Raw genomic sequence first — 1800 nt, 5'->3', positions numbered from 1 at the left:
GCTCGTCCAGAAACTGACGCGCGAGGGCGGCATCGTCAGCCCAAAGAGGTTCGAGGAAGATTGGACCCGCGCGAAGTCTCTTGCCGAGACGGTCGAGGATCACGAGTTGCTCGACCCGACGCTGGCCCCCGAGCGGCTTCTCTTTCGCCTCTTCCATGAAGAACAGGTGCGGGTCTACCGCGCTATTTCGCTGAAGACCTATTGTAGCTGCTCGCGCGAACGCGTCGGAGAAATGCTGCAGCGCTTCTCAGGCGAGGAGCTGGCCGACATGGTTGTCGATGGCGAGCTGTGGGTCAGTTGCGAATTCTGCAACGCTCGCTACGACTTCGACCCGCAAGAGGTTGTGTCCGAATAGGCGTTCAAACGGGGCGCCTAGGCGCTCATCAGGTCCGTCAGCTTGGCTAGAAACTCAAGGCAGGATTCGATCTGCGCTTTCGAGACGTACTCGTCCGCCGAGTGCGCTTGTTCGATGCTGCCAGGGCCGCACACCACGGCCGGACAGCCCGCATCCTGAAATAGGCCGGCTTCCGTGGCGTAGGAGACGCCGCATGTTCGGTTTGCGCCGGTCAGCGTCATCGCCAAAGACACGGCCTCTGATTCCGGTCCCGCCGAGAACGCTGGCACCGCGGTCTCCGTCTTGGTGTCGACGGTGGCGTTGGGTGCGACCGCGCGCATATCGGGAAGCAAGGCCCTGTCCGCGAATGCCGCCAGCCGCGCGGAGATATCCTTGGCCTTGGTGCCCGGCAGCCCGCGCAACTGCCAAAGGACGTCGCAGTTCCGCGGCACGATATTGGGCGCGGTTCCACCATCCACCATGGCGACCATGACCGTTGAGTACGGCGGATCGAAATGCGGATCGTTTTCGGTTTTCGTAACCTCCGCCGCCATGCGGTCGATCTCTTCGACCAGCTTCGACGCGGCTGAAATCGCGTTGACGCCGATCGCCGGCATGCTGGAATGGGCTTCCTTACCGGTGACCGTCGTGCGAAAAACGTCGATGCATTTGTGCCCGTCGATGACCTGCATGCTTGTTGGCTCGCCCACAATGACGACGCGCGGGCGCCGCAAATCTTGGCCCAAACGTGCGATCATGGGGCGTACGCCAAGGCACCCGACCTCCTCATCGTAGGACAAGAGAAGGTGAATGGGCTCAGCAAGCGGCGCCGATTTGAACAGCGGTACCGAGGCGAGCGCACAGGCGATGAAGCCTTTCATGTCGCACGCGCCCCGACCGTAGAGCTTGCCGTCCCGCTCGGTCAGCGTGAACGGGTCGGAGGTCCAGGATTGGCCCGTCACCGGCACACAATCGCTGTGGCCCGATAGGCCGACGCCGCCTTCGCCTTCGCCGATCGTCGCGAAGAGGCAGGCCTTCTTGTCATCCCCGTTCGGCACCAGCGTCGAGGCAATGCCATGCCCATCCAAATAGTCCTGCACGAATGCGATCAGATCGAGATTCGATTTCGCGCTCGTCGTGTCGAAGGCGATGATCTTTGCGAGAAGGTCGGTTGCATCTTGCGTGTTTGCGGGAGTCGCCATGCTGCTACTTCATTGTCGAGAGGGCTTGATCGAGATCCGCTTCCAGATCGCCCGCGTCTTCGATACCGACCGAAATCCGGATCGTGTTGTCGAAGATGCCGAGTTCGGCGCGGGCCTCCGGTGAAAGGCGTTGATGCGTGGTGGTTGCCGGATGGGTGGCGAGACTCTTGGCGTCGCCGAGATTGTTGCTGATGCTGAACAGCTCGAGCGCATTCAAGACGGCAAAAGCATCGTTCTTGGTCTTCCCGACGTCGAAAGCTACCA

3 protein-coding genes are annotated in these 1800 nt (G+C 61.4%); 1 reads left to right on the top strand and 2 read right to left on the bottom strand.

Annotated features, from left to right (window positions below; genetic code table 11):
• Positions 1-355: Hsp33 family molecular chaperone HslO (locus tag WBQ77_RS12360; RefSeq protein WP_424060479.1), on the top strand; the 355-nt coding region annotated here is incomplete at its 5' end.
• 17 nt (positions 356-372) lie between these two features.
• On the opposite strand, the gene argE is transcribed toward WBQ77_RS12360, so the two are convergent.
• Together argE and WBQ77_RS12350 are read right to left on the bottom strand one after the other, a co-directional pair.
• Entirely contained in the window at positions 373-1536 is a 1164-nt protein-coding gene (gene argE, locus WBQ77_RS12355) for an acetylornithine deacetylase (protein WP_424060478.1), read from the bottom strand.
• Positions 1537-1540: 4 nt separating this feature from the next.
• The coding region (locus WBQ77_RS12350; RefSeq protein ID WP_424060477.1) for a PLP-dependent transferase at positions 1541-1800 on the bottom strand (260 nt) is incomplete at its 5' end.

Source organism: Methyloceanibacter sp. (assembly GCF_049590335.1).
GTDB lineage: Bacteria > Pseudomonadota > Alphaproteobacteria > Rhizobiales > Methyloligellaceae > Methyloceanibacter.
This window is presented reverse-complemented; position numbering and strand designations above follow the sequence as displayed.

Bases quoted from the DNA above. Each gene is read 5' to 3' on its own strand.
- argE (WP_424060478.1), bottom strand. From the start codon at position 1,536: ATGGCGACTCCCGCAAACACGCAAGATGCAACCGACCTTCTCGCAAAG.